Genomic DNA, 21,822 nt, shown 5'->3' with positions numbered 1-21,822 from the left:
TTTTGCGCTTGCCAAGAATAACTTCTTTTGATATGATGAAAAACAGAAAAAGAAGTTATTTTTTTATGGAGGGAAAAACAATGATAACGTATAACGAAGCAGAACTGCGGGACAAAATTCATGCCTGCTGGGTGGGCAAAAACATTGGCGGCACCATGGGAACGCCCTATGAAGGCAAGCGCGAAATGAACGATATTTCCGGATTTGTCACAGACAAAGGCGTTATTCTGCCCAATGACGATTTGGATTTGCAGCTCATCTGGCTGGTGGCCATGGAGGAATATGGACCATATCAGATGAACGCCAATGTGCTGGGGGAATATTGGCTCAAATACATTCCGCCGGAATGGAACGAATATGGCGTGGGAAAATCAAACCTGCGGGCGGGGCTGCTGCCGCCGCTTTCCGGCGAAATTCATAACAGCAAATGGAAGACGTCTAACGGCGCATGGATACGCTCTGAGGTGTGGGCGTGCATGGCGCCGGGTTTCCCGGAAATTGCGGTAAAATATGCGCAGATGGACGCATCGGTAGACCATGGTATGAGTGAGGGAACCTATGCCGAGTGGTTCACCGCTGCGCTGGACAGTCTGGCATTCCGCGGAGGGGAAATTCGGGAACTGATTGAACAGGCCCTTTCCTTTATACCGGCAGACTCCCGCGTGGCGAGAAGTGTTCGCCTGGTTTTAACTTCTTTCGACAAAGGGGTTGACTACAGAAAGACCAGAGAGCTTCTGGTGAAAGACAGTGAGGATCTGGGCTGGTTTCAGGCGCCTGCCAACATCGGTTTTACCGTGTTGGGGCTAATTTACGGTGAGGGGGACTTTAAAAAGTCTATGATCTATGCCATCAACTGCGGCGACGACACCGACTGCACAGGCGCAACCGTAGGGGCGTTTTTGGGTATTTTATACGGAAGCGAGGGCGTTCCGTCTGATTGGAGCGAGTATATCGGAGACGGCATTGTGACAAAGGCAATCGACGCATCTTGCTGGAAAGCGCCTGCCACCTGCTCTGAGCTGACCGAACGTGTAATGAAAATGATTCCGGCTGTAATGAAAGCCCACTGGATTGACGCCGCAATTTCAAACGGGGCCACAGATCTGTCTGACGAAGAGGACAACAAAAAGGCAAAGCATGCAATGAAAGAGCTTGAATTTTACAAGCCATATTCTTATTTTGGGGCAGACGTTGTTTACGCGCAGATGTATGTGTCGTTTGCAGCGAAACCGCAGATAAAAGAGGGCGAGTCGCTAACCGCCTATATTACCATCAAGAATCGGTTTCCCGATCCCAGAAATTTTTATTTTAAACCAATTCTGCCGGAGGGCTTTGCCGCTTCGGCTTACGAAAAGTGCATCCATGTGGCACATGGCGACGTGACTGGATTTACAGACACGGGCAGCGCGGTGTGGAGCGTGACCATTACCGCCGGAGAACGGTTAGAGCCGGTGAACAAAGTAATTGTGGAAATTACCTCGCCGGGAAAGGCAATGGCGGCATATGTTCCCATTGTATTTTTAGGCTGACGCAAAAAAATAAAAGGACGCATTTGCGTCCTTTTATTTTCGTTTAAAGCACAAATCCAGCAGATATACTGCATATCCGCAGGCCAGCACGCCCAAAATGCCAAAGGTGATGACTGTTTCAAGCCGGAACGGCAAAAGAGCCGGATAAAATTGAAACAGTACGCCGCTGACGAGCAAAATAACGCCATATGCAAAAGGTGCGGCAGACCACCATAAAGGGTCCGGGAGCTTAAATTTTCCTTTAGAATCAAACAAAATCCAGTCGAAAATCATCATCAGCGGCCCTACATAATGCAAAATTACTGAAACGGGGTCGTTTGGATGAAACCCGCCCTTTAACACAAAATGATACCCAAAAAGCACAATCAGCGCAGATGCTGTAAACGCGCCCTTAACCCGGGGAAACGGGGTGGAGGCGTGCAGGCCGCGGGAACGCACCAGACAGGTTATCACTACCACTGCAATACACAAAAAGCTTAAAAAGTTAAACAGCCAGCCAAAATTTTTCAGGCTGAAAAACAAGTTCAGCAGACTGTGACCGCAGGCATTCGACAGCGCCCAGCCTTCTAAGCACAAAAACAGAATTCTGTAAAGATAAGAGAAAACGTCCCACAGCTTAGCGCCCTTGCCGGAAAACAAACGGTCGGTCAGATACATCAGCGCGCCGGCAGCAAGGGTGAAAAGCAGGGTTTTTATCAGCGCCTCTTTGCCGCCGAACAACTTCAGCAAAAAGTCTAAATTGAAAAATTGTCTGGAAAGCAGCGACCATATACCGTAAAGCAAAACAATGCCCAACAGCCACAGCAGAGGGTCATATGGCTTAAAAATACCTTTTTTGTCAAACAGCAGCCAGTCAAAAAACATCAGGGCAGGAAGCAGAACCTTTAAAATCCAGCCCGGGGCTGCCGGCACAAACCATATGGTGAAATTCATCATCAGCACAAGCACGGCCATGGCTGTGCAAACTGCTTTCGTTTTCAAAAGAAATTCCGGAAACCGGCCGGATATAGAAAGAACAAACACCACGGCAATGCAAATAAAGCAGATGGTGTCGGTTAAAACTGCAAGGTCTTTTAACGAGCCGAAAAACCCCTGCAGGGAAAGGGCGGCATTTTCAAAAGACGCCCAAATGAAAAACAGGATAAACCCCAGCCGGTATATCATTGAAATTGTTTGTTTCATATGTATTTCAAATCCTTTATCTAAAATAAACAAGGCGCCTAAAAGGGATAAGGCGCCCTCGTTTCAATTATTGTTTTATGATTGATTTATCCCGCACGATTGGTTCGTTAAACGCCATGTGAACGAATTCTTCTCTTTTTTCGCCTTCAATTAAGAACTGCACCATGTCGATGGTGCCCAGCTCTGTTAAGGAGTTTACAATGGAATAAACCGTCAGCCGTTCTCCGGCGGAGCCGCCTGAATGTTTGTCGACAAACTCTTTCGAGAAGTTCACAAAACAAACATTGTTTTTCGTTTCAATGGAAAGAACCTTTGCCTCAGCTGGAATGGTTTTAAAATGTCCGCCCTCTGTAGGGCCTTTTAAAAGCTCGTTTACAATAACCTTTTCAACCGTGTCGCCGCTGGCAATTTCAACGTTTCTCCGTTCGGGAACAAGATATTCTGCGTTTTCGTCGCTGAAATATAACACCAAAGTTGTTTTGGGGGCCTGGGTAGGCTCGCCTTTGTTGATTACCAAATCGTTTTCCCGGATAATTCCTAACGGTTTTCCATCGGTTCCAATGGCCTCTTTGCCGTCAACTAAAATTTGAACGCCTGAAATAAAGTCCAGCGTACAAAGTGTTTTTGCTACGGCTGCCGGAGCAAGGGTTTGTTTTAAGTCGTCCTTATTGGAAAATTCTTTAGAAAAATCCACTACTGCAACATCGTCTTTAATGGTGACGGAATTCAGCTTTGTGCCGTCGCACAGGGGGCTCGTTTTTCCGGCGGGCGGAGAAATCAGCTGTTCAATTAAATATTTTAACTGTCCTTTTCTGGAGGTGTCGGGAATTTCTGTCTTTTCTGCAATAAGGTCTGAACCGCTTCCGCTGATATAGTACACGCCGGCTGAAATTTTAGATTCGCTTGTCTGCGCCTGAGGTGCTTCTGTTCTGCTGCAGCCTGTCAAAACCAAGACGCATGTGAGCAGCAGCACATGGATTAATAATATGCACCGTTTCATTGTATCAACCTTCTTTGCCAAAACTTTTCATACTATCCTTATTGTAATTATACTATCAATATATTAAAAAACAATAACATTAATATTAAAATTAGCATACACAATGTGATAGAATTCGTTTCTTTAAGACAAAGAGCGGCTAATTTATTTTTTTTAAGAAACGTCACAGTTATAACAATTTTTTTAAAATATACCCCTCTTTGATCCCTTTGTCCGACACGAAAATCTGCTCTGAGGCAAACTGTGCGCCTACCGCAGAATAAATCGCCATGGCGGGGGCAATGGTCAGCGCACGTTTTGGCGTGGTTTGGTCGATCACATTTTTGGAATGCTCCGGGTTTTCCGTTATCATTTTCAGCATTTTGTTTACGGCCTGAACAGTAAGTGCTGTTTCGTTAAGAAAAATCTTCGCCAATTTTGTGGATGCCCTCACGCCGCCGCCCACAATACACAAGTTTTGTCGCACAACGCCGCAAAATCTTGGCTGGGCGGCAAAAGCTTTTGCTATTGCTTCCTGAATTGCGCAAATTTCATCTTCGGTTGGAAGAGAACCGCTGACAAAGGCTTTGTAGGCTTTTAACGATCCCCACGGAACAGACAGCGTAGAGATCGGTTGTTTGTTTGAAAACACAATCACCTCGCTGCTTCCGCCGCCGACGTCTGCCATTACGCCGTCTGCGCAGGGAAAATCCTCCGCCGCGCCGGCAAAGCTAAACAGCGCTTCCTCTTCTCCGGTTAATACGTCTACCGCTGCGCCGGTGCGCATTTTTATTTCGTTACAGATTTCTTCCGTGTTTACCGCGTTGCGAATTGCTGCCGTGGCAAACACGTTTAGCCGGCAGCCAAATTCTGCCGCTGTTTCCTGATGTTTTTTTATTGCCGCCTCTGCGGCGCAAATCCCATCCGGCGTTAAAACTCCGTCGTGAATAAATCCTGCCAGGTTGGCAAAAACCGCTGTGTTGCATAGTTGTTTCAGCTGTCCGTTTTCATAATCGTAAACACCAAGACGAATGGTGTTAGAGCCTGTGTCTGCTACTGCGTACCGCATGGTTCCTCCTTAAGGTTTCACCGGCGTGTAGGGCCTGTAATACGGGGAAAGGGACAAATTTAAGTTATCCAGTTCCTGGGCTACAAAGCCTGCCAGCACTTCTGCGCCGTAATATTGAAAATGAGAGTTATCTTCCGTGGCTTCATTTTTGTTATAGCGGGATTGGGTAAACCGTTCGTCGCCGGTAAACCGCGGATCGTTGGGGTTGATAAACAGGAAAATGTCCTTTGAGTCCTCCTCGCCAAGGGTGTTTACCAAATCCACAGAGAAATTGAACATGTCAATCAACGGCACATTTAAGTCTGCCGCCAGCTCTCTTGCGGCCTGCGGATACTTACCCAGACTGTTTCCGTTGTCATAAATACCATTGTTATAAATCCGTCGTGTAACCGAGGTGAGAATAATCGGAATTGCGCCGCGTTCTTTAGCGCCCTCAACGTATTTTGTCATATAGGTTTTATAGGTTGTGTCCGCGTCGGTATGCAGGTCGCCGTCCTTTTGGTCGTTGTGGCCAAACTGAATGAGCAGATAATCACCCGGTTTAATGGCGGAGAAAATAGTGTCTAAGCGGCCCTCGTCAATGAAGCTTTTGGAACTTCTGCCGCCCATGGCATGGTTGGACACCGTGACCTTCGATTGGTCGAAATAGCCGCCTAAGGCCTGCCCCCAGCCTGTTTGCGGAAAAAAGCTGTCGCTGTAGTTACACGCGGTGGAATCTCCCGCCACATAAATGACAGGATTGAAGTTCACTTCCTCCGATACCACATAAGAGAATTCTGGTGCAATTGGCTTTAAGTTGGCTAAGGAATTTAAAAAGAACAGCTTAACCACGGCAGTTTCAATATTTTCAGGCAAAGAAGCGCCAAACTCTAATGTAAAGGTTTCATTATATCCTGCACTTTTGGTAATAGACGCCGCTTTGGTGTCGTATAAAACGCCGTTGTCATACACTGCTGCAAGAACTTCGGCGCTTTCAATGGTATCGTCCTTGCAAACAATCTCCGCCCCCGTTACCGTTCCGCCGGATACGGGAATGCTTCTGGGCTGACCGTCGCTTGTTGCAAACAACAGGTTTTTCACGGTGTAGCCATAGTTGTCGGTTTTTATCAGAACGCTGTTATTCACCGTACCGCCGGAAATAGAAAGGGCCTGCAAATCGCCCTCAAGCGATTTCGTTTCCAGCACAGTTCCCGCGGAATAAAGAATCAGCTCTTCGGTCTGCAAATTCGCAATGACAGAAAATTCTCCTTCATTTTCCACCGTAACCGTGTTTGCTCCGCCGAATGAAATGGAAACGGAAGCGTCTCCCTCTGCAATTCCGCCGAACAAGATTCGTTTGCCGCCTGTGGGCAGAGGAACGGTTTCATCACCTGCAATTGTTCCCAGCGGGGTTACATCACCGTCTGCCAGAACCCGCACAGTGAATTTCTTTTCAAGGGCGGCGCCGTCGGTGTCTCTTGTGAGCTTTGCTGTAAGCGTCACGGTTTCGTTATATTTAGGACGGGTAACTTCGCCCGTTCTTGCTATGATTTCAGGCTTGTCGGAATGAAAAGAGCAGTCGAACACACCGCCGGTTGCGGGCATGTAATTTGCCGGCAGAGAAAGATCTTTTGTAATCATTTCTGCATCTTCGTCCGTAAAGTCGGAAAACACAAGGTTCCTTAAAATATCTTCATTGGAATAGGTCTTCATTTCTTCCTCCAGCGTTTCGGCCAGCTTGTCGCAGTCGTCTTGAGCTGTCATGCTTTGATACGCTTCTTTTGCTTCGGAAATAGCCGTGCGCAATTTTTGTGTAAGTTCATTTTCTTCTGCGGCACCTGACAAAAGGATAGAAGCGCATCGGATAGCCGAAACCGCCCTGTCGTCATTGATATGTTCCGTTCCGTCTGCGTCTGTCCGCTGGCCAATGTAGTCGCACATGGTCAGGTTGTCCAAATCGCCAAAATATTCTGCTTCGCTCTGAATACCAAATCCGGCAATCCGCCATTCCTTTAGGTTATCCACATATGTGGTGTCTAAACACAGCTTTCCGTCCACAAACAGTTTGAACGACCGTGTAAGGCTGCCGGAAGCATCTGTGGGATTGAAAACGGCGCGGATACGGAAGAAATGCTCCGGGTTTTTCGTATAGTCGCCTAAAACGTCAGAAAGGTTCACCTCGCCCAAAATCGCGGAGCCGGACCGGTCATAAACCGTGAGTTTGGTAGCGCCGTCAGGCTGGGTAATAAATGTGAGATGCACAATTCTGTTGCCCAAATGAACCGTTCCGGATTTATCGGCGGGATAAAGGCGGATTTTGGTTGGTTTATCCGTTGTTCTGTCCGGCCGAAAATCAAAGGCTGCCTCCGCAGTATAACCAGCGCCTGCGCTTGTGTCCTGCAGACTTTCCGACTTGTTGTCAAAGGTCATTACCATGCCGTCCCGATAACCGGCATGCATTTCCATTTGATAATAAGTATCGCCTATGCCAAAAGCCTTGTCGCCGGAGGTGTTAGATGTGTTCTCACCGTCAATCGTTGCTTCCGTTGGCGAATTAAAGGTCTCAAACACAAAGTTATTCAGTTCAGCTGTACCTATATATAGCTCCCGATAAGTACCGCCCTCTGCAAACCCAACAGAGCAAAGAGAAATGGCAGAAAACACAAACGCCAAAAGCAACACTGCTGGTTTTTTAAATTTTAAATTCATAAAAAAACCGCCTTTCATATTGATATTGAATATCTTTATTATACCGGATAGAAAGCGGAGATTCAACTACATATTTTGCTGTTTTGAGCCGCAAAAAGGACAGTTTTTGCCATGAAGGAGACAAACGAAAAGTTTTCGTTATTTTTTTCGTTGACATGGAGAAAGCGGGTGCTATAATAAAAGAAAAAATGGTGTAAAGGAGTATTGCATATGCCAGAGGTTACCATAGACTTCACAAAAGAAATCGGCGTAATCAAGCCCATGCATGCGGTGAACAACGGGCCAATCAAAGCAGGATCGGACCAAACAAGGGGAAATTTTGATGCGTATTCCGCTGCAAACATTCCCTATGCACGGAACCACGATGCGTCCCATTGCAGCACATACGGCGGGCCGCATGCGGTAGACATCGGTGCTGTTTTTCCCAACTTTGACAGCGTCCCTGAAAATCCTGATTCTTATGATTTTGTTTTAACAGATGAATATTTAAAAACGACCTTAGACGCAGGCACAAAGATTTTCTACCGATTGGGTAGCAGCATTGAGCACTGGTGTAAAAAATATGGCACGCTGCCGCCAAAGGATTTCCAGAAGTGGGCGGTTATATGCGAGCATGTCATCAAGCACTATAACGAGGGCTGGGCAGACGGCTTTCATTGGGACATTGACTATTGGGAAATTTGGAACGAGCCGGATTTAGACCCAGATGACTCAGACAACAAGCGCACATGGGGCGGCACGGCGGCGGAGTTTTATACGTTTTATGCGGTTGCGGCGCGCCACTTAAAATCACGGTTTCCGCACCTTAAAATCGGCGGCCCTGCGCTGGCAGGAAAAACGGGCAAATGGCTGGACGGATTTTTGGCCTCTTTAACTGAAAACGGCGGCCGCGTTCCGCTAGACTTTTTTTCCTGGCACATTTACACAACCGATCCGAAACGCATTATCGAAATGGCAAACGTAATCCGCGAAAAGCTCAACCGGGCAGGATATGAAACAACCGAAAGCATTTTAAATGAGTGGAATTATGTGGAGGGGTGGACGGACCAGTTCATTCACAGCATTGAAATGATTATTTCCATGCGCGGCGCGGCGTTTACCCAGGCCAGCATGTGCCTGGGACAAAATAGCACCATTGATATGATGATGTATTATGACGCGAGACCTTGTGCATTTAACGGCTTATTTGATTTTTACACCTACCGTCCGCTGAAAGGCTACTATCCGTTTTTCATTTTTTCAAAGCTTTCAAAAATGGGCACGCAGGTTCAGGCGGACAGTGATTTAGGCGAACTTTATACCGTTGCAGCAAGAGGAAAAGACGGCAAGTGTGCCGCAGTGATTTGCTACTATCCCCAGGACGGAAACGCTGAAAATCAAGCAGTTGCCGTCCGCACGTCCGGCAGCAAAGGCGGGTTTGATACATTTTTGTTGGACGACGGGCATGATTTTGAGAAGACGGGCATAACGGAATTAAACGGCAATGAAGCGGTGTTTCACCTAAAACCCAATTCCATTCTTTTTCTCACACAGTAAATAAAAACCGCACGGGGAAATTCCCTGTGCGGTTTTAAAATTTATTTTACAACAATATTTACAAGCTTTTTGGGCACACAAATCACTTTAACAATGGTTTTGCCGCTGACAAGCTCTTTAATTTTATCGTTTTCCAGCGCGGCCTTTTCCATTTCCTCCCGGGAAAGGTCTGCGGAAATCACAATTTTGTCTTTCACCTTGCCGTTAATCTGCGCAACAATTTCAACCGTATCGTCCTTTGTTTTTGCTTCGTCAAATTCCGGCCATTTTGTGTCGTGCAGAAAGCCGCTAAATCCGGCATTTACCCACATTTCCTCCGTCAGGTGGGGAGCGGCGGGGTTTAAGAGCGTAATATAAATTTTCAGCTCACCCCGGGTAATGCTGCCTTTTTTATAAATCTCATTGATCAGCGCCATTAAAGCTGCAATTGCGGTGTTAAACTTCATTTTGTCGAAATCTTCCGACACCTTTTTGATGGTTTTGTGGAACGCCTTTTCTAAGTCGGGACTTAAGCCCTCTTCGTCTGTTACAATTGTCTGCAAATTCCAAACGCGCTCAATAAACCGGTAGCATCCCTTAACGCCGTTAATCGACCAGGGGGTAGACTGGTCAAACGCGCCGATAAACATTTCATACGTTCTAAAGGTGTCTGCGCCGAATTCTGCTACCATGTCGTCCGGATTTACAACGTTCCCGCGGGATTTAGACATCTTTTCGCCGTTTTCGCCCAAAATCATGCCGTGGGAGGTGCGCTTTTTATACGGTTCCGGCGTAGAAACAACGCCGATGTCATACAAAAATTTGTGCCAGAACCGGGAATATAACAGGTGAAGCGTGGTGTGCTCCATGCCGCCGTTATACCAGTCCACCGGCAGCCAATAGTCCAGCTTTTCTTTGGCGGCCAGGGCGGTGTCGCATTTGGGGTCGATGTAGCGCAAAAAGTACCACGAGGAACCTGCCCACTGGGGCATGGTGTCTGTTTCGCGCACGGCGGGGCCGCCGCAGTGCGGACAGGTCGTATTTACCCAGTCGGTCATTTTTGCCAAAGGCGATTCGCCGTTTTCACCGGGTTCAAAGTTGTCGGTTTCAGGAAGGGTCAGCGGCAGCTGGTCTTCCGGCAGCGGAACCCAGCCGCATTTGTCGCAGTGAACCAGGGGAATGGGTTCGCCCCAATACCGCTGACGCGAGAATACCCAGTCGCGCAGTTTGTAGTTGACTTTCCGTTTTCCAATGCCCTTTTCCTCTAAAAAGTCAATCATTTTACGAATGGCGTCTTTCACCTCTAAGCCGTTTAAAAAGCCGGAGTTCACCATTTTGCCGCTGTAGGTGTCGGTGTAGGCTTTGCTTTGCACGTCCTCGCCGCCGGCAACCACTTCCACAATGGGCAGGCCAAACTTTTTGGCAAATTCCCAGTCGCGGTCGTCGTGGGCGGGAACCGCCATAATGGCGCCGGTTCCGTAGCTGGTTAACACATAATCGGAGATGAACACCGGAATTTTTTCATTGTTTACCGGGTTAATTGCTGTAATTCCGCAAAGCTTTACGCCGGTTTTTTCTTTTGTCAGCTCAGTGCGCTCAAATTCCGACTTTCTTGCGGCCTCTTTTTGGTATGCGCGCACTTCGTCAATATTTTGCAGTTTGTCCGCATATTTTTCAATGATTTTGTGTTCCGGCGAAAGCACCATATAGGTTGCGCCGAACAGCGTGTCGGCCCGGGTGGTGTAAACGCGGATGGCGTCGTCGGTGCCGTCAATTTGAAAATCCAATTCTGCACCCTCAGAGCGGCCAATCCAGTTTTTTTGCTGGGTTTTCACCTTTTCTATGTAGTCAAGGCCTTCTAAATCGTCAATAAGCCTTTGGGCATAGTCGGTAATTTTCAGCATCCACTGCGATTTATTCCGCTGCACAACCTCGCTGCCGCAGCGCTCGCAAACGCCGTTAACAACTTCTTCGTTTGCCAGGCCAACCTTGCAGCTGGTGCACCAGTTAATGGGCATTTCCTGCTTATAAGCCAGGCCTTTTTTAAACAACTGCAGAAAAATCCACTGGGTCCATTTGTAGTATGCTTCGTCGGTGGTGGAGATTTCTCTCGACCAGTCAAACGAAAACCCAATGCTTTTCAGCTGGCGTTTAAAGTTTTCTATGTTATTTTTTGTAACAATTGCAGGGTGGATTTTGTTCTTTATCGCGTAGTTTTCCGTAGGCAGGCCAAAAGCGTCCCACCCCATGGGGTAGAGCACGTTAAAGCCCTCCATGCGTTTTTTTCGCGCCACAATGTCTAAGGCGGTGTAGCTTCGGGGATGTCCCACGTGCAGGCCCTGACCGGAAGGGTAGGGAAATTCCACCAGGGCGTAGAACTTCGGAAGCGTAAAGTCGTCTTTTGCGGCAAAGGTATTTTCCGAATACCATTTATCCTGCCACTTTTTTTCAATTTCTTTAAAATTATAGTCCATTTAGAGCCTCCAAATTATTTCATGATTCGTTTATAATTTTATCAACATCCATCTTTTCCGCGTCGTCCCACAGCTTTTCCAAACCGTAAAACTCCCGGGTTTCCTGATAGAAGATGTGAAGAATAAAATCGCCGTAGTCCAATAAAATCCAGTTCAGCCCCTGCTTGCCCTCCCGGGACAGAGGGTTTATCCCAACCTTTTCAAATTCTTCTTCAATGCTGTCGGCCAAAGCGCGCACCTGGGTTGTGGAATTTGCCGAGCAGATTACAAAATAGTCCGCCAAAATTGTTAGGTCGCTGACCTTTAAAAGCGCAATGTCGTTGGCTTTTTTTGCGTCTAACACCTTCACAGCCTTTTTTGCTTTTTCAAATGCATCCAGTGGTTTCATATGGTAAGCCTCCTTGTGGAGCAGGTTTCGGTAAAATGCTTCTGCTTCCATGGTTTGTGTATGTAAAATGCGGCCCTTTCTGCCAATGTGGGCAATGGTAAGCTCCAGCCCATACAAAAGCGCCTCGTTTAAATCCTTTTCGCACAGGGCGCGCAATTCTTTTAATCCCTCAAACTCCCTGCGGTTGGGCTCAATTATGTCGGCAAGATACAAAATTTTTTCTAAATCCGTCATGTTTGCGCGGCCCAGGGTGTGATACTTGATGGCCCCCAGAATTTCGCTGTCGCATACGGCAAACTCCGTTTCTGCTAAGCGTGCGCCCAGCTCCGCATGCAAGAGTGCAGTGTTTTCGCGCTTTAAATCGTCTAACGGCACGCCCAGCTTGTCGCACATGGCGAGCTGGGTTTCGCGGTCAATTTGTTTGGCGCAGTCGTGAAGCAGGCCGGCTGTCTGCGCCTTTTGCACATCTGCACCGAACAGCCTTGCCATTTTTTCGGCCGTTTCCATCACGCCCAAAGAGTGTGTATATCTGTGGTCGGTCAGCATACCGCCAAGTTTTTCTTTCATTTGTTCCGTAGTCATTTCCGGCTCCTAAATATAAAGTTTGTTGGTTTTTATATACTGCTCTACACTAGGCGGCACCTGCCCTGAAACTTCTTTTCCCTCTTTCAGCTGCATTCGGATTGCTGTTGAGGAAATTCCGCACGAAAATCCGGTTAAAAAAAACACCCGGGGCGGCGCCTCATCTCCGCAAAACTTTTCAAAATACCCGGTCGGCTCGATTCCCGGCCGCGGCACAACAATAAAAGTGCACAGCGAAATTAAGGTTCTGTAATTTTTCCATTCGGGAAAATTACGGAACGAATCGCCGCCCACAATAAAGAAAAATTCGTCCTTTGGATTTTGTTCTTTAAAATGTGAAATCGTAATATAGGAATAGTTTAAGCGCTCATTGCAAATTTCGTAATCTGAAACGGAAAACCGGGGGTTGTCCTTTGTGGCCAGAAGCACCATGTTAAGCCGGTGCTGTTTATCCGTCACCTTTTTTTTTGTCTTGTGGGGAGGAATGCCCGCCGGAATAAATTTAATTTCATCAAGGGAAAATTCCTTTAAAACTTGTTCCGCAAGCATTAAATGTCCAAAATGAATGGGGTCGAACGTCCCGCCGAAAAGACCGATTTTACTCATTTTCAGTTCCCTTTCAGCGCAATGGTCCTTTTTTTCTCATCGGGTGCCTGCCGGTAGAGCACAAACACCTTGCCGATTACCTGAACCGGCTCCGCCGACAAAATTATAGAAAGCTCGGTGCAGGCTTCCCTGGCGGAACAGGGGGCATTCTCCAAAACGTTGGTTTTTACAATTTCTCTTGCCGCAAGTGCTTGGTCGAGCTGTTTTGTTAAATTTTCCGTAATTCCGTCCTTGCCGATTTGGCAAATGGACGGCACGCCGTTTGCAAGGGAACGAAGATATGCCCTCTGTTTGCTGGTTATCATAGTTTTACCGCCTTGTGTTAAAGTTGTTTTGTCAGCATATCGCTGTAATGGCCTTTGGGGAACGCGCCAACGCTCTGGTCGGCAACCTCGCCGTTTTTAAACACAATAATGGTGGGAATGCTCATCACGTTGAAGCGCATAGCAAGCTCACCCTCTTTGTCGATATCCACTTTTGCAATTTTTGCTTTTCCGCTGAATTCGTCTGACAGCTCCTCAATCAGCGGGCCAACCATTTTGCACGGGCCGCACCAGGATGCCCAGAAGTCCACCAGAACCGGAACGTCGGAGGATAATACCTCAGCGTCGAAATTTTCTTTTGTCAAATGAATTGCCGCCATAAAGCACACTTCCTTTTTTTAGTTTGCACATAACATGCTCAATATAGTTTGCCTATTTATACTATAATATTATACAGGCATGCAGGAAAAAAGTCAAATGCTAAACGATAAAAATATTGAGAAAAATGTTGATTTTCTTACGGAATCAATGTACAATAGATGTAAGATTTACATAAAAGGAGAGAACTATGAGCTTTGTTCATTTGCACACCCATACGGAATACAGCTTTTTAGACGGCGCCTGCAGAATCGGGCCGCTGGTTAAAAGAGCCAAAGAACTGAATATGAACGCCTTAGCAATTACAGACCACGGGGACATGTGCGGCGTAATTGAGTTTTATAAAGAGGCGAAAGCAGCCGGAATAAAACCGTTAATCGGCTGTGAGGTGTATGTGGCGGCGAAGGACAGGAACATAAAGTCTCACGATAACGGCAACACCACCCACCACCTTGTGCTGATTGCAAAAAACATGACGGGATACCGCAATTTAATTAAAGTCGTTTCCGCCGGGTTCATAGATGGGTTTTATTACAAGCCCCGGGTGGATTTTTCTGTTTTAAAACAGCACGCAGAGGGGCTGATTTGCCTTTCTGCCTGTCTGGCCGGGGAAATTCCCCAGGCCATTGTAAACGGAGATGAGGAGCGGGCAAAGAAGCTGATCGCACAGTACAGCAGCCTTTACGGCAAAGAAAATTTCTTTTTGGAAATTCAAAATCACGGAATTGCCGACCAGCGCCGCGTGAACGCATTTTTAATTCCTTACGCCCAGGAAGCCGGCATTGGGCTGGTTGCCACCAACGATGTGCACTACATTGAAAAAAAGGACGCAAAATATCAGGATTTGCTCATGTGCATTCAAACCAACCGCAAGGTGGCGGAAACCGACCGAATGGCCTTTGAGACCGACGAGTTTTATTTAAAGAGCGAAGAGGAAATGAACGCTTTATTCGGCCAGGTTCCGGGCGCGCTTTCTAACACACAGAAAATTGCAGACATGTGCGATTTGGAATTTGAATTCGGCGTGCTGAAGCTGCCAAAGTTTGCGGTGCCAAACAGCGGCGACGCGTTTGACTATTTAAAATCCCTCTGCTATGAAGGGCTTCGCAAACGGTACGGCGAAAAAGCGAATGAAGTAAAGGAACGCCTTGATTTTGAACTTGAAGTGATCCGCAGCATGGGCTATGTAGACTATTTTTTAATCGTTTGGGATTTTATTAAATTTGCCAAAGACAGAAAAATTCCCGTGGGGCCGGGCAGAGGCTCCGCCGCCGGCAGTGTGGTGAGCTATTGCCTGAATATTACCAACATCGACCCCATTCGGTTCGGACTGATTTTTGAACGGTTCTTAAATCCGGAACGCATCAGCATGCCGGATATTGACATTGACTTCTGCAACGAAGACCGGCAGCAGGTAATTGACTATGTTGTTGAAAAATATGGCAGGGACTGCGTTTCGCAGATCATTACGTTTAACAAAATGAAGGCCAAAAACGCCATACGCGACGTTGGGCGCGTGCTGGACATCTCCTACAGCGACACGGACGCAATTGCGAAAATGATTCCCTTTGACCTGCACATGACCATAGACAAGGCGTTAAAGCTCAATCCGGAGCTGAAGGCAAAATATGACGGCGACGCAACCGTTCATGAACTGATTGACGACGCTATGGCCTTAGAGGGCTTAATCCGCAACGCGGGCACCCACGCGGCAGGCGTGGTGATTTCGCAAAAGCCCCTGACGGAATATGTGCCTCTGCAAAAAAATGACGATGTGTTAATCACGCAGTTTCCGAAAGACACCGTGGAGGAGCTTGGGCTTTTAAAAATGGACTTTTTGGGGCTGCGGAATTTAGGAATTATTAAAGACGCTCTGAACATTATTCAGGATTCCACCGGCGAGGAAATTAACATTGACGACATTAATTTAAACGAAGACGGCGTTTATAAAATGATTTCCCGGGGAGAAACAGAGGGGGTCTTCCAGCTGGAAAGCCCGGGCATGAAACAGTTTATTAAAGAAATGCGGCCGGAAAACATAGAGGATATTGTTGCCGCCATTTCTCTTTACCGTCCCGGCCCAATGGACCAGATTCCGCGGTATATTGCAAACAAAATTCACCCTGAAAACGTGCAATATAAACACCCTGCGTTAGAGCCTATTTTAAACGTCACCTACGGGTGCATGGTTTATCAGGAGCAGGTTATGGAAATTGTGCGGAAATTAGGCGGCTATTCTCTGGCCCGGGCAGATTTGGTGCGCCGCGCCATGAGCAAGAAAAAAGCCGATGTGATGAACGAAGAACGCAAAAACTTTATTTACGGCAAGGAAAATGAAGACGGCACAGTTCAGATTGAAGGCTGCCTGCGGCGTGGCGTGGACGAGGCAACCGCAAACGCGATTTTTGACGAAATGATGGACTTTGCCAACTATGCCTTTAACAAATCCCACGCCGCGGCCTATGCGTTTGTGGTTTACCAGACCGCATATCTAAAATATTTCTATCCCGCCCAGTATATGGCGGCGCTGCTTTCTTCGGTGCTGGATTCGCCGGACAAGGTAAACGGCTATTCCGCGGAGGCGGCGCGGATGGGCATTAAAATTCTGCCGCCGGACATTAACAAAAGCGCCGCAGGGTTCACCGTTACCGACGGGGATATCCGGTTCGGGCTGGCGGTGATTAAAAACGTAGGCGTTGGCTGTGTTGAGGCGATTGTGGAGGAGCGCAGAAGCAGCGGGGCATATTTAAGCTACCGCGATTTTGCAAAGCGAACCCTTTCGCTGAACGTTACAAAGCGCGTGCATGAGTATTTAATCAAGGCCGGCGCGTTCGACGCCCTGGGCGAAAAACGCTCCTGTCTGCTAAAGGATTTTGAAGGTATTATCGATTCGTTTGCCGACGACTTTAAGCGGAACATTTCCGGTCAGATGTCCCTCTGGGGGGACGAAGAAGAAACCGCCGACGCTTTTTCCACAGACATTGCAGAGTTTTCTCAAAAGGAACTGTTAAAGCTGGAAAAAGAAAGCATTGGCTACTACATTTCCGGCCACCCCTTAAACGAGTTTGCAGACGAAATTGCGGACATTTCAACGCTGTCTTTTTCTGAGCTGCAGCGGGGAAGCACCCCGGACGGAGAGGACGAGGCGGCAGTTTTTGAAGAAAACCGGAACGTTACAGACGGCGCAAAAGTGAAAATCTGCGCTTTAGCCACCGGAGTGAAAACAAAGATAACAAAAAATAACAAGATGATGGCGTTCGTCACCGCTGAGGATTTAACCGGCCAGGCGGAAATATTGGTGTTTCCCAACGTGTATGAGCGGTGCAAACAATATTTATCCGAGGATGCTCCTATTGTTATCAGCGGCAGGCTGTCTTTCCGGGAGGACGAAGAGCCAAAAATCCTCTGCGACGCCATTTCTCCCTTAGAGCACGGCATGAAGCCTCCGGCAGGCGAGCAAAAGCTCTTTATGAAATTTGAGCTGGGGAAGGACTTTTTAATCGACCGGGCAAAAGCCATTTTGGCGGAGCACACAGGCGACGTGCCTGCATATATTTTTGTGGAGGAAAAAAATATGACTGCCCTGGCCCCAAAAAGCCTTTGGTGCAGCGGGGGAGACGATGTGATTGGCGCGCTAAAGCGCCTGCTTGGAGAAAAAAACGTTATTTTAAAATAGAGGAGACGAAACACAACAATGAACATTACACCTGAAAATATGACAACAAAACGGTTTCAAGAGGCGGTTGACAGCGCCGCAAAGAGCGGGACGGAACTTACGGTTGAACCGGGAGCTTATGTGCTGGGAACCATTTTTTTGCGGGACAATTTGAAACTGAATTTAAAAAGAGGAGCTTATCTTTTCGGCACGGCAGATTTCAGCGAATATTCCTCTGACGTGGATTTGTTTACCGACGCGGTGGACAACCTGCGGGGCAAAAGTTTAATTTATGCCGAAAATGTGACAAACGTAAAAATTTATGGCGGCGGCGTGATTTCCGGCAGGGGCGGCATTTTTAATCAGGAACACCCCAACCATTTGGAGCGGCCTTTTTTGGTGCGGCTCATTGGCTGTAAGAACATTGCGTTAGACGGAATTGAACTTCGCGATTCCGCGGCCTGGAACCTGCATTTGATGGACTGTGAGGACGTAACGGTTACAAACGTTACCATTAAAAGCCGCGTGAATGAAAACAACGACGCCATTGACATTGACGCATGCAGAAGGTGCGTCATCTCAGGCTGCAGCCTAGACACCGGCGACGATGCAATTTGCCTGAAAGCCACGGTAGACAGGCCGTGCCGTGACATTACGGTGAAAAACTGTGTCATTACTACCAACTGGGCGGCAATCAAAATCGGCACAGAGTCGGTGGGCGATTTCGAGAACATCACCATTTCCGACTGTTTTGTTTACGACTGCAACGGCTGCGGCATTAAAATTGTTCCTGTTGACGGCGGAAACGCGAAAAATGTCACCATTCAAAATATTACGTTTTTAAACACCACCGGGCCGATTTTCATTGCCAACGGCGAGCGCCTGCGGGTTTACCACGAAGGGCATGAGCGAAAGGAACCGGGTGTGATTGAAAACCTTTTAATTTCTGACATTCACGGCGACGCGGTGAACGCAATTGGCACAACCTACAAAGGCGAGGCCTGGGGAAACGCGAAAAGCTGCATTGTGGTTTCGGGAACGGAAACCGCGCGCCTTAAAAACATTGTAATCCGCAATGTGGATATGCAAATGGCAGGCGGGGAAGCCATGGCGCCTGTGGGCAAAGTTCCTGAAATGGGCGTGCGCTATCCTGAATTTCATAACTTCGGCGTGCTGCCCGCCTGGGGAATTTATGTGCGCCATGCAGACGGCTTTCGTGCGGAAAACGTGAACCTGACGCTGAAAAGTAAGGATGTTCGGCCGATGTGTGTTACAGAAGATATAAAAGAATAAATTGTGAATTTGGAGGAGTAAAATGTCAACGAAAATGCGCGGTAATTTTCTTTTGGCAATTACCGCATTGGTTTGGGGAATTTCGTTTGTGTCCCAAAGCATAGGGATGGATTATATCGGCGCAAACACCTTTAACGGAATCCGGACGCTGTTAGGCGGCCTGGTTCTTTTGCCCGTGATTTTGATAACGGACGCAGGGAAAAAGAAAAAGGGAACGTATAAAAAGTGCAATTTTAAAAAGCTGCTGCTTTACGGCGCTGTTTGCGGCGTGCTGCTGTGCGTAGCCTCCACGCTGCAGTCGCTGGGACTTAAGGAAACAACGGCGGGAAAAAGCGGGTTTATCACGGCGCTGTATATTATTTTTGTTTCCGTCATGGGTATTTTTGCCGGAAGAAAGCTGAACCTGAAAATAGTGTCCGGCGTGCTTTTAGCGGTTTTGGGAATGTATTTTTTGTGCCTGTTTGGGGCGGAAATCAATTTTTGCTTTGGCGACTTTTTAACCTTTTTGTGCGCCATTGTGTTTTCGTTCCATATTTTAGTCATTGACAGGGTTGCGCCGAAAACCGACGGGGTTAAGCTTGCCTGCACGCAGTTTTTTGTTTGCGGACTGTTAAACTGCATTGCAATGTTTCTCTTTGAAAGCCCTGATTGGGCCTTAATTAAGCAGTGCATCGGCGCGATTTTATATTCGGGAATTATGTCCTGCGGTGTGGCCTACACCCTGCAGATTGTGGGGCAAAAATATACAGACCCCACATCGGCCTCCATGCTGATGAGCTTAGAGTCGGTGTTTGCGGTGCTCTCCGGCTGGATTCTTTTGGGCGAACGCATGAACGTGCCGCAGATTTTTGGCTGCACGCTGATGTTTGCCGCCATTGTGCTGGTTCAGCTTCCTGAAAGGGCGGCTGTTTTGAAAAATAATAAGGAGATGGCAGAAAATGATATTTGACGCAAAAGACAGGGTTTTGTTTATCGGCGACTCTGTTTCAGACTTCGGAAGAGCGCGCCCTGTGGGCGAGGGCCTGCACGACGGTGTGGGAACAGGGTTTATCCGCGTAATCAGCAATTTCATCAATGGCTATTACCCGGAAAGAAACATCAGAATTACGAACATGGGCATTTCGGGCAACAATGTTTTGGATTTAGACGACCGGTGGCAGTCTGACGTTTTAGATTTAGAGCCGGATTGGGTGAACATCTTAATTGGGATTAACGACGTGTGGCGGCAGTTCGACACGCCGGACTGCTGCGCCAAAGACTGCATTACGCCTGAAATTTATGAAAGAACCTACCGGGAGCTTTTAGACAGAACCGTTCCCTATGTGAAAGGCGTTACGCTGATGACGCCCTATTACATGGAACCGTTAAAAGAGGACATGATGCGAAAACGCATGGATGAATATGTGGCGGCAGTAAAACGCATAGCAAAGGATTATGGATTTATCTGCATTAATTTGCAGAGGGTGTTTGACGAATATTTAAAGGTGCGCCATTCCAGCTACCTCACCTGGGACAGGGTACACCCCAACGGCACAGGCGCCACGCTGATTGCAATGGAATTTTTAAAAGAAGTTGGGTTCGACTTTTCACGCCTCAGCCGCGTCCTTTCACAGTAACATAAAAACAGGCCGGAAAGCATTTGCTTTCCGGCCTGTTTTTATATCATCAAATTTTAACAAGTTTTGATATATATGGCGCTGCCGTCATGTTCTGCGATACATTTCATACCGTTTTTCAGATAAAAATTTCTTGCTCTTCCGTTATCTTTGTAGACAGATAATGTGTAGCTTTTTATTTTGTTTTCTATTAATTTTTTTTCGAAATTTTGAAGCAATACTTCTGACACGCCGTATTCTTTTCCTCTATAATCATTTAAAATACAAATAGACAGCAAACTCGCTGTGTTTGCATGTTCCGCTGTCGTATGTTTATTTTTTTGTTTGAAAACAGTGGAGATTTTTTTTAAACACCGTGATATTGCGGCTCTATCTAATTTTAAGCACAGAAAGAAAAGTTTTTTTGCTAAAGCGGCTTTATTTTTTTGCTCAAAATGATTTTTTGCCTGACTACCGCTGTAATATCCCATACAAAAACCAATTATTTTATTATTTTCAGAATCCTTTGCAACCACAAATAAATTATCTTCTTTCAAAAATTGTTTGTAATAGTTTTCAAGCAGCGTTTCACCCAAAGAACTGAGAAAATAACTTTCAAAGCATTTTAAGTGAACTTGCACAATTTCGGGAATTTCGGCTTCACACGCATCTGTATATATAAACATTTCTTTTTCCTTTCCGAATAATAAAATTAAAATATACCAATTTGGGATAATATTGATTATACCAAATTGGTATAATCATGTCAAGAGGATGTGTGTATGAGATTAAAAGAATTAAGAAAACAAAAAAATATAACGCAGCTAAAACTTGCAATGGATTTAAATATGAACCAAAATACCATCTCCCGTTATGAAAACGGCGAACGCGAGGCGGGCTATCGGGAATTGATTCTGATTGCCGATTATTTTCATGTTTCATTGGACTATCTCCTCGAAAGAAGTGATGATCCGACATTTTATTCTGAACAAACATAAATAAAACTGCGTTGCTCCCGGAAATTCCGGGAGCAACGCAGTTTTATTTTACGCCTTCCATTTGCGAATTCCGTTACACAGCGCAGTTATTGGAACACACAACAAAAACCAAAGCACAAAAAACGGCAGGCAAATCTGACCGAAAAAGTTCAGCGGAATGTTTGAATAGTCCCACACGTTCCAGTTCAGCAAAACGTTTACCACAGTGCCGAACATCAGCTCCACACAGGTGATAATCAGTGCGCCGAAGAAGCATTTTGCGAAAAGCGGCATATTTTTTTCATCTTCACATAGTTTGTAATATATCGTGAAACAAGTTCCACCTGCGAAAAGCATGGTCCAGTGCGTATATCCGCGCCACAGAATTTCTATGGCGCCATACCCAACCGCGCCGATTAAAAACAGCGCGGCCAATCCGAATAGACGGACAGGCCCGCCGGCTAATTTTTCATTCATAAATTTAATCACCTCTGTTTAATATGCCCGAAATGAAAACGTTAATACATTGTTAAAAAATGAACTTATTGCTGGACGGAGCGCGAATTTTGTGATAAAATAAATATGATAAATTAGAATAAAATGAAAGTGATTGTGGACAAAATTTGATTTTTGTCATATTATGTAGAAA

18 protein-coding genes are annotated in these 21,822 nt (G+C 46.6%); 7 read left to right on the top strand and 11 right to left on the bottom strand.

All coding sequences use genetic code 11. From position 1 onward, the window contains the following. Positions 1–80: 80 nt before the first annotated feature. Entirely contained in the window at positions 81–1,529 is a 1,449-nt protein-coding gene (locus WIG73_RS05090; protein ID WP_337399551.1) for an ADP-ribosylglycohydrolase family protein, read from the top strand. A 33-nt stretch (positions 1,530–1,562) separates the two neighbouring features. Here WIG73_RS05090 and WIG73_RS05085 read toward each other — a convergent pair whose 3' ends face one another. From WIG73_RS05085 to WIG73_RS05070, 4 genes are all read right to left on the bottom strand, one after another. Further along, positions 1,563–2,711 carry a Pr6Pr family membrane protein gene (locus WIG73_RS05085; RefSeq protein ID WP_337399550.1) on the bottom strand — a complete coding sequence of 383 codons (1,149 nt, stop codon included), beginning with the start codon at positions 2,709–2,711 and terminating at the stop codon, positions 1,563–1,565. A gap of 67 nt (positions 2,712–2,778) precedes the next feature. Next, the gene (locus WIG73_RS05080) at positions 2,779–3,711 is read right to left on the bottom strand and encodes a GerMN domain-containing protein (protein ID WP_337399549.1); all 933 of its coding nucleotides are present in this window, start codon (positions 3,709–3,711) and stop codon (positions 2,779–2,781) included. Positions 3,712–3,880: 169 nt separating this feature from the next. Continuing rightward, positions 3,881–4,759 carry a hypothetical protein gene (locus tag WIG73_RS05075; RefSeq protein ID WP_337399548.1) on the bottom strand — a complete coding sequence of 293 codons (879 nt, stop codon included), beginning with the start codon at positions 4,757–4,759 and terminating at the stop codon, positions 3,881–3,883. Between the two features lie 9 nt (positions 4,760–4,768). Further along, positions 4,769–7,447 carry a rhamnogalacturonan acetylesterase gene (locus tag WIG73_RS05070; RefSeq protein WP_337399547.1) on the bottom strand — a complete coding sequence of 893 codons (2,679 nt, stop codon included), beginning with the start codon at positions 7,445–7,447 and terminating at the stop codon, positions 4,769–4,771. 210 nt (positions 7,448–7,657) lie between these two features. Here WIG73_RS05070 and WIG73_RS05065 point away from each other — a divergent pair, with 210 nt between their 5' ends. Further along, positions 7,658–8,983: a hypothetical protein gene (locus WIG73_RS05065; protein WP_337399546.1), complete on the top strand. Its 1,326-nt coding sequence runs from the start codon at positions 7,658–7,660 to the stop codon at positions 8,981–8,983. Between the two features lie 41 nt (positions 8,984–9,024). Here WIG73_RS05065 and leuS read toward each other — a convergent pair whose 3' ends face one another. From leuS to trxA, 5 genes are read right to left on the bottom strand one after another with little or no spacing between them, the layout of a single operon-like run. Further along, positions 9,025–11,436: a leucine--tRNA ligase gene (gene leuS / locus WIG73_RS05060; RefSeq protein WP_337399545.1), complete on the bottom strand. Its 2,412-nt coding sequence runs from the start codon at positions 11,434–11,436 to the stop codon at positions 9,025–9,027. 19 nt (positions 11,437–11,455) lie between these two features. Then, positions 11,456–12,406, bottom strand: coding sequence for a bis(5'-nucleosyl)-tetraphosphatase (symmetrical) YqeK (gene yqeK / locus WIG73_RS05055; RefSeq protein WP_337399544.1), 951 nt, complete (start codon positions 12,404–12,406; stop codon positions 11,456–11,458). A 9-nt stretch (positions 12,407–12,415) separates the two neighbouring features. After that, a complete protein-coding gene (gene nadD / locus WIG73_RS05050) occupies positions 12,416–13,012 on the bottom strand; it encodes a nicotinate-nucleotide adenylyltransferase (RefSeq protein ID WP_177680058.1) in 597 nt (198 codons plus the stop codon). Positions 13,013–13,014: 2 nt separating this feature from the next. Next, positions 13,015–13,317 carry a YhbY family RNA-binding protein gene (locus WIG73_RS05045; protein WP_177680059.1) on the bottom strand — a complete coding sequence of 101 codons (303 nt, stop codon included), beginning with the start codon at positions 13,315–13,317 and terminating at the stop codon, positions 13,015–13,017. Between the two features lie 17 nt (positions 13,318–13,334). Then, complete coding sequence (gene trxA / locus WIG73_RS05040) at positions 13,335–13,655, bottom strand: thioredoxin (RefSeq protein WP_177680060.1); 321 nt, start codon at positions 13,653–13,655, stop codon at positions 13,335–13,337. A 188-nt stretch (positions 13,656–13,843) separates the two neighbouring features. Here trxA and WIG73_RS05035 point away from each other — a divergent pair, with 188 nt between their 5' ends. Genes WIG73_RS05035 through WIG73_RS05020 form a run of 4 tightly spaced genes read left to right on the top strand, consistent with a single transcriptional unit; the run spans position 13,844 to position 20,217 of the window. Continuing rightward, on the top strand, positions 13,844–17,329 hold the full coding sequence (locus tag WIG73_RS05035; protein WP_337399543.1) for a DNA polymerase III subunit alpha: 3,486 nt from the start codon (positions 13,844–13,846) through the stop codon (positions 17,327–17,329). An 18-nt stretch (positions 17,330–17,347) separates the two neighbouring features. Further along, the gene (locus WIG73_RS05030; RefSeq protein ID WP_337399542.1) at positions 17,348–18,601 is read left to right on the top strand and encodes a glycosyl hydrolase family 28 protein; all 1,254 of its coding nucleotides are present in this window, start codon (positions 17,348–17,350) and stop codon (positions 18,599–18,601) included. 22 nt (positions 18,602–18,623) lie between these two features. After that, a complete protein-coding gene (locus WIG73_RS05025) occupies positions 18,624–19,550 on the top strand; it encodes a DMT family transporter (RefSeq protein WP_249311373.1) in 927 nt (308 codons plus the stop codon). Next, positions 19,540–20,217: an SGNH/GDSL hydrolase family protein gene (locus WIG73_RS05020; protein ID WP_337399539.1), complete on the top strand. Its 678-nt coding sequence runs from the start codon at positions 19,540–19,542 to the stop codon at positions 20,215–20,217. Before WIG73_RS05025 ends, WIG73_RS05020 begins: the two co-directional genes overlap by 11 nt. 56 nt (positions 20,218–20,273) lie before the next feature. Here WIG73_RS05020 and WIG73_RS05015 read toward each other — a convergent pair whose 3' ends face one another. Continuing rightward, positions 20,274–20,882, bottom strand: a complete 609-nt coding sequence (locus WIG73_RS05015) for a GNAT family N-acetyltransferase (protein WP_337399538.1) — start codon at positions 20,880–20,882, stop codon at positions 20,274–20,276. Between the two features lie 96 nt (positions 20,883–20,978). Here WIG73_RS05015 and WIG73_RS05010 point away from each other — a divergent pair, with 96 nt between their 5' ends. Continuing rightward, positions 20,979–21,194 (top strand): helix-turn-helix transcriptional regulator, encoded by a 216-nt coding sequence (locus tag WIG73_RS05010; protein WP_249311370.1) that lies wholly within the window; start codon positions 20,979–20,981, stop codon positions 21,192–21,194. 48 nt (positions 21,195–21,242) lie between these two features. Here WIG73_RS05010 and WIG73_RS05005 read toward each other — a convergent pair whose 3' ends face one another. After that, complete coding sequence (locus tag WIG73_RS05005; protein WP_337399537.1) at positions 21,243–21,650, bottom strand: hypothetical protein; 408 nt, start codon at positions 21,648–21,650, stop codon at positions 21,243–21,245. Positions 21,651–21,822 lie beyond the last annotated feature (172 nt).

The sequence above is a fragment of the Congzhengia sp. genome (genome assembly GCF_037235575.1).
Lineage (GTDB): Bacteria > Bacillota > Clostridia > UBA1381 > UBA9506 > Congzhengia > Congzhengia minquanensis.
Note: the sequence above shows the minus strand (reverse complement) of the source record. Positions and strands in the feature narration are given on the sequence as shown.